Source organism: Vibrio sp. YT-17 (genome assembly GCF_033337375.1).
GTDB classification, from domain to species: domain Bacteria; phylum Pseudomonadota; class Gammaproteobacteria; order Enterobacterales; family Vibrionaceae; genus Vibrio; species Vibrio alginolyticus.
Genome location: NZ_JAWOQP010000018.1, coordinates 102675 through 109670, shown reverse-complemented (window position 1 = coordinate 109670; position 6996 = coordinate 102675). Strand labels below are relative to the sequence as shown.

Annotated in this window: 7 protein-coding genes; 5 read left to right on the top strand and 2 right to left on the bottom strand. The window is 35.6% G+C overall.

Going from position 1 to position 6996, the window contains the following annotated elements; genetic code table 11:
* The first annotated feature begins 173 nt into the window (after positions 1-173).
* Positions 174-539, top strand: a complete 366-nt coding sequence (locus R7F67_RS17235) for a winged helix-turn-helix transcriptional regulator (RefSeq protein WP_005375456.1) — start codon at positions 174-176, stop codon at positions 537-539.
* A gap of 195 nt (positions 540-734) precedes the next feature.
* On the opposite strand, the gene R7F67_RS17230 is transcribed toward R7F67_RS17235, so the two are convergent.
* Together R7F67_RS17230 and R7F67_RS17225 are read right to left on the bottom strand one after the other, a co-directional pair.
* Positions 735-1418: a hypothetical protein gene (locus R7F67_RS17230; protein WP_054577095.1), complete on the bottom strand. Its 684-nt coding sequence runs from the start codon at positions 1416-1418 to the stop codon at positions 735-737.
* A gap of 512 nt (positions 1419-1930) precedes the next feature.
* A complete protein-coding gene (locus tag R7F67_RS17225) occupies positions 1931-2470 on the bottom strand; it encodes a redoxin domain-containing protein (RefSeq protein ID WP_005385152.1) in 540 nt (179 codons plus the stop codon).
* Positions 2471-3107: 637 nt separating this feature from the next.
* Here R7F67_RS17225 and R7F67_RS17220 point away from each other — a divergent pair.
* Genes R7F67_RS17220 through R7F67_RS17205 form a run of 4 tightly spaced genes read left to right on the top strand, consistent with a single transcriptional unit; the run spans position 3108 to position 6934 of the window.
* Complete coding sequence (locus tag R7F67_RS17220) at positions 3108-4187, top strand: phosphoribosyltransferase domain-containing protein (protein ID WP_258476161.1); 1080 nt, start codon at positions 3108-3110, stop codon at positions 4185-4187.
* Positions 4188-4192: 5 nt separating this feature from the next.
* Positions 4193-4936: an HAD family hydrolase gene (locus R7F67_RS17215; protein ID WP_053303784.1), complete on the top strand. Its 744-nt coding sequence runs from the start codon at positions 4193-4195 to the stop codon at positions 4934-4936.
* A 7-nt stretch (positions 4937-4943) separates the two neighbouring features.
* A complete protein-coding gene (locus R7F67_RS17210) occupies positions 4944-6062 on the top strand; it encodes a cysteine protease StiP family protein (protein ID WP_318057290.1) in 1119 nt (372 codons plus the stop codon).
* Positions 6059-6934 (top strand): HpcH/HpaI aldolase/citrate lyase family protein, encoded by an 876-nt coding sequence (locus R7F67_RS17205; protein ID WP_053303782.1) that lies wholly within the window; start codon positions 6059-6061, stop codon positions 6932-6934. Before R7F67_RS17210 ends, R7F67_RS17205 begins: the two co-directional genes overlap by 4 nt.
* Positions 6935-6996: the final 62 nt, after the last annotated feature.

Here is a 6996-nt window from a genome sequence, read left to right as displayed (position 1 = left end):
TGGCGCTGGACTAAACAAAGGCCCCCTTTTAGGGGGCTCACACAAAGCCACCTTCTTTAGAAGGTGGTAATTTACTTGTTTGCGGCGAGGTGACGTTTTTATTACTCTAAAGCACTAAATGTATCTAGCTTACTTTTCGTTACCTAGATTAGGTGCGTATCTTGAGGTGTATTGTGGAAAGCAGAATCAGTGTAGATAGCAAAGGTCGTAAGTCAGTGGCGAACGTATGTGCGGAGCCATGTGCTATCGAGAAAGGGATGCGTCTAATTGGTGGTAAATGGAAAGGTTCTCTGATTTATCATTTGAAAGACGGCCCAGTTCGTTTCAATGACTTAGCACGCATGCTAGGCGGTGCAAGTAAAAAGATGATCGACCAACGTCTTAAAGAGCTAGAAGCGGAAGGTATGGTGGTGCGTAAAGTGATCAGCGACCGCCCAATTGCAGTCAGCTATGAACTAACAGAGTTCGGCCGTACCGCACTTAAGATTCTTGATGATTTGCGAATTTGGTCTGAAAAGCATCAAATTGAGCTTCGTTAAGACCAAAGTAGTTAATCGCAAACGTCACTCTCTTTTGAAAGCTGATTAACAATACATCGCCGTTTATACCCAAGTAACTTAGATGTGCTTCATTAAAATCGTAATTTGTTTCGTAAAACAACGTACTCTTTCGAGTCAGGCATATCGAAGCTACTTGAGCATAATCGTACTTTTTAAGTTTTTGATTTTTAGTTATTATTTTATCATACTTAATAAGTTGTAGAATAAATCATTCACTTCAGTTGAATTTAAAAAAGCACTATTTAATTCCAGTTTCTTTTCAAAATCGGAATATTTATCGAATTCCTCTTTCTCAACTAAACCTATTGGTGAGTTGTCGTTAACGTGGCTTTCATATTTTTTGATGGTATATAATTTAGACTTTTCGTCAAAATATTGAATTATCTTAATGTTAACGTCAGGTCTCTCCGTATTATACGTGATCGTAATTTTTTCATAATCTTTATTAATCGGAGTCGTAAGTCCTGTAGGGTAGATGATTTTAAACCCATTAATGTCATTCTTCTTCGTGCTTTTATAATGTTTTGAGTATGAAAAGTTTTCAATTGCACTTTTAGTGACGATAATTGACTCACCTTTCTTTAAACCGTATTCGGTACATTCATAATCGTCAACAACCGTAGAATTTCTTTTCTTTTCAATTAGGTAGGACATGCTTGCAGATGTCCCTCCGTGTTCCAGTTTTTGTTGGTTTACAGAACAATAGAAATGACCTTTGTCCACCGTCATTGCGTTGATTTGTTCCGGATTTGAAATGGTGGGATGTATATCTTTTGCTGGATCGTTGTCGCTTCCTCCTGAACCGCATCCAACTAATCCGATACAAACGGCCATATAAAGCAAAGAGATTTTATTCATACTGTATTTCTCAATTAAGATGTGTGATTGCAAATAACGATTAATTATATTTATATAAAGTGAAAATTTTTTATTTTTAATTGAACGGTGTTTTATTGATAATTTAATCGTTTGCTTTTATTTTGTCTCTTACGGTATCTATGTTTTCATTTATGGTATGAATTATTAGAATTGCACAATTGTGAGTTGCAATAGGATAATAATCGCTAGCCAACTACTTGTGTAGGTACCGTTATGATTTATATATCCGTTAAGTCTAAGTTTTTAGTCTTAATTTCATGTATTTATCGTGAAAGTGACTTAGAAGTAAATACTTAACGTCGTTTGAGGGGAGCCTGGACTTCACTGATCTTGTTTTTCATCAAGGCGTTGTATAATGAACAAGGACTCTATTTCCAACTTGTTGATACATATCAGATCTCACGGATCTGATATGCATTCCAAGTTATTCTCACTAAGGCAAGAATCCTAACTTATTTAAGGATAGAAAGTTTACTTGGGTGTAGAAGATGTTAGTAATCCAACGTGCCACGGATAGGGTAGTTATTGTTTGGATCGCGAATCCATGCCAATCCGCGTGATAGCGCGCCAAGCTCAGGGCGAACAAACGGGTTGTTTGAAATATCCACCACGTGTAAGTCGCCGTGTTCATTCACCACAAACAGACCTGGTTCTGCGAAATTATGATCGGTTTCCTGTTCAGATCGAGGAATAGATACATACAAGCCTAGCGTTTTCATTTGTTCTTCGGTCAGGCCGTAAGCGATAGGGAAGCTGATTTCGAGTTTCTCTAGATGCCCCTCTAGCTGTGCTTTTGAATCGCCAGAAACGGCAAGAATATCGACGCCAGCATCAGCGAAAGCCTGTTTGTAACTCTCAAGCTCGTTGAGGTACTTAGTACAAAGAGGGCAGTGTTTACCACGATAAACGAATACTGCTTGCCAAGTCGCATCACCTTGCGGCTGACCCAACGTTACGCTTGAACCATCTAGCAAAGTGGCTTGAAGATGAGGGAAGCTGTCGCCCGCTTTAAGTTTCACTGAAGTTGCCATATTGACTCCCGAATTGGTGGTGTATATCCATGAATGCCCCTTTCTCAACAAAGCGATTGGGGGATGAGACTTCAATGTAGACTCTGTTTTGCGGTGTTTCAACTAGTTAACTTTTAGTAACCACAAAAACTGCAATGGAGCTTTAAGGTGTAATTTGACTTAGCTTAGGGTGATAAACTACTAGCTTACCTGTTACCTTCAAAACGAGTTAGGTTTAAAGGTAAACCTTCTCATAAAACAATGAGTTTAGAGCCTTAAGGAATGACGATAAGTTAGCGGTTATCATTGAATTAAATGTTGAAGTTGGAGAGGTGCGGAGGAATAGGCATTTAAATCTATTGATTTAGGTAAAGTGTTACACCTTATCTACGTGGAAGTTATACGATTGAAATTACCTTTAATTTTCGATGGAAAGGACAAAAACTAAGACTTTTAGTGATTTTGATGTTCAAAGCACATGCTTGACATGCATAATCACTAAATTATTAGAGTTTTAGTTCTTTCTGCAAGTTCCTAATATACATTTTTTATGTTTATTATTATATTAACTCTATTTTTTAAGTGATCTCTTCATTCTTTTTTATATTTGTGAAAGTAAATAATCACGATGAATGAAATTAATTAGCAACCGATAATAATGAATAAATTTAAAATAGAAATTAAAAATGGAACATTAAATATTGATTTATTTAAGCAGATGATGCCATTTGAGGATCTATTAGACTTCGCTTCAAGAGAGAACCCTAAAAGAGGTTTTTTATTTGTTTCTAAAGTTTTAGGTAAACATATTTCAGTAAAACCAAGTACGATGAGAGATACTTATGATTTACTTGTTTCGCAGATTAATAATGATCTAGGCAGTTTTGTGATTGGTATGGCTGAGACCGCGACGGGCTTTGGTGCTGGTGTTGCGGATAGTCTAGCTAGGGCACAAAGCAGAGAAGTTTACTATCAGCATACCACTCGTTACAAGTGCGACCTGCCAATCTGGTTTACGTTAGATGAAAATCATAGTCACGCTATTGATCATATTTTGTATCAACCAAAGATAGAACTATTAGAACCTATTTCTAATTGTCAGCGTCTTATACTCGTTGATGATGAGATTTCAACTGGTCGTACGCTAAAGTTACTCGGTGATAAGATTTTACCAAAGATGCGATTTGTGAAAGAGGTTGTAATAGTCTCATTAGCCAACTGGTTAAGCGAAGAAAATCGCGCTCAGTATGAAGAGTGGGATGTTACAGTTACTCATGTTTCATTAATTGATGGTCAGTTTGACTTTCAGGCAAAGCCTAACTTAAATCTTTCTCTCCCAGAAAAAGTTGATGGAGACCTTGTCAAAAAGCCTTGTAGGGATGATTTAGGGCGATTTGCTATGAAAATGCCATTCTGTGGTCATATACCTGTATTAGATATTACTTTTCCGAGAACTGTTATCGGAGATGGAGAGCACCTATATTTGCCTTTCCTAGCTGCGGAGCTAGCAGAGAGTCGAGGAGGAGATGTGATCTTTCAATCTACAACTCGTTCCCCGATTTTGGTGGGAAATGCAATTAATACGAAAGAAGCTTTTCAGGTGGATAGCCGGGATGTAGAGCATTACATTTATAACCTTCAAGAGAATGAGAGGCTACCAGTGCTCTTTTTAGAAGACGAATCACTTAGATCTGAGCACCAATTAGCCCAGCGTTTTTCTCCACTTGAGAGAGAGTAGTTATCATGCGTACTGTGCTTTTTACAGATATTGATGATTGTTTTATGGCAACTAAAAGGAAGTTTTCAGAAAGCGATAGTCTTTCTATAGCGTCATTAGATATTGACGGCCAAGCTCGTTCATTTATGTCAGAGAAACAGCGGACTCTTTTGGAGTTATTTATTGACACTAGATCTACAATTATTCCGGTAACTGGACGGAGTTATAACACGCTCAAAAGGGTTCAAGTAAGTTCATTATTTAAGTCGTGGATGGTCGTTTCTCATGGTGCTTTAATTATTGAACCTAACGGAAAGAAGTGCAACGCCTGGGTTGAGCATATTAAAAATAAATTTCCACTTGGATTATGGTCTGATAAATTGAATTTAATAAATGAAGAATTAAAAGAATTTATACTTTCTAAAGGGTTTAATGCACAAAGTTATATTGTTTCCGAGGATGATATTGATTGTTATGTTTGTGTAAAATGCACTGAAGGTATAGATTATGATTTTATATTCGATTCAATACTTTCACAAATCAGTATAGATTTAAATGATATAAAAATACATATTAATGGCCGAAATATGGCACTTTTGCCACCTTATACCCAGAAAAAATTAGCTGTTGATTATATAATACGTCAGCTAGATGAAAAGTCATTAATTTTAACCATGGGCGATAGCCTATCTGATATCCCATTTATGAAACTTTCTGATTTTGCTTTGATGCCCACTAAAAGCCAGATCGCAGATTCATTATCTTGGTAATAATATTATGAGCTTATCTATATCTCCAATAATCGGTAGTTATAATGAGAACGACTGTCAGTTCCTCTTAGAGGTTGTCAAGTGTCAGTTCTTTTCAATTAATGAAAAAGAAAATCTAATCCAGTCTGAAGGGTTTCATTACTCTGAATTATTGAACAAAGAATCAAAACCATCAATTAAATATCAAAGACTGTTCTTTGAATTTACCGATAAGTATAAAAACAAACTAGCAAAACACATTTTTTCTCTCGCTGAAAAGATTAATAATAATCAATTGGGAGATATCACTCTGGTTTCTTTAGCTAGAGCAGGAACACCAATTGGCGTTTTAATAAAGAGAGCGTTAGAGTATTATTTTAATAGAAAAGTTTGTCATTATAGTATTAGCATTATTCGGGATAGAGGTATTGATTCGGTTGCTCTTGATTACTTGTTGAAAATTAAAAGATATGATTCCTCTTCCTTAGTATTCATTGACGGCTGGACTGCAAAAGGAGTAATCACTAAGGAATTAAAGCGATCTATTTTCTCTTATAACAAAAGAAATAATACTGATATAAAACCGTACCTTTATGTTGTCAGTGATACAGGTGGGGTTGCCGATTATTGTGCCACGAAAGAAGACTATCCAATACCTTCGTCTATGTTGAATTCTACAGTATCAGGTTTGATTTCGCGAAGTTTATGGCAAGATCCTAAAAAACAAAAATTCCATGGCTGCGTAATCAATAATCACCTAAAAGAATTTGACTATTCCCACTGGTTTGTGGAAAAGATAGCAGAATGTTTTTTGAAAGAAAACTTTAAAGATGAACCTTTTGAGCAACATGAGACAATTGTCGATTTAGATAACACTAAAGATCAAATAAAAAGATTTATATCCTCATTGACCATTAAATATTCTATTAAAGATGTAAACTATATTAAGCCTGGGATAGCCGAAGCAACTAGAGTCATGCTAAGACGTGTTCCTTCTTTACTTATTGTTCGCTCAATAGACAGCAATAAAGTCAAACATTTATTAATGTTAGCAGATGAAAAAGGAGTCAAAGTAGAAGAAGAACCAACCTTGCTATTTGAAGCATGTGCACTTATTAAGCCACTTAATATAGAGGCAATAAAATGAACATCTCTAGCTACTTCTCTTTGGGAGCAACATTGTATACTCCGTGTAATCACCCGAATCTAAAAATGTTAATGAAAGAAGGATTGGGATCAAAGAGTATGGTTTTTTGTACTGAAGATGCCATTTCTGAAGGTGAATTGAATCAATCACTTAAGAATTTGAGTGTTGCGATCGATGGATTAGATAGTTCAAATACACAGTTCAAAAGGTTTATTCGTCCCAGAAGCCCAGAAGTTCTTGAAAATATATTGTATTTTAGAGGGATTGAAAAAATAGATGGTTTTGTTCTCCCTAAATATGATCTAAAAACAAATGATGATTATCATAGAGTATTAAAATGTCACTCTATTAAGTTTAAACTAATGCCTACCTTAGAATCTCTTGATGTAATTGATGCGTTTAAATTACCAGAGATTAGAAGAAGTTTACAAAATATCTATGGAGATATAACTTGCCTTCGTATAGGAGGTAACGATTTATTCAATCTTCTGGGTATAAAACGTATGACAGGCCAAACAATTTATGAAACCCCCTTACGTTCGGTGATAGAGAATTTAATTATCGCTTTTAGGCCATACGGTTATGAGCTTTCTGCGCCTGTGTTTGATATGATCGATGACCATAAAACGTTGATAAGGGAACTTGCTATGGATGTTAACTATGGCCTTTTTGGAAAAACTGCCATTCATCCTCAACAAGTTAAAATAATTGAAGGTTTTTTTAAAAGTTATTCAAATACACATATTGTTCAAGCTGAGTCAGTTTTGGCAGATTCTTCCCCGGCAGTTTATAAAATGAATGGACAAATGATGGAAGTAGCATGCCACAGTAATTGGGCTAAACGAACTAAATTTTTGGCTAATTCATTTTAGACAACTTATGACCTCAAATTGATAATTATTATTGAGGAAGTTTTGATTTAATATCATAGTGC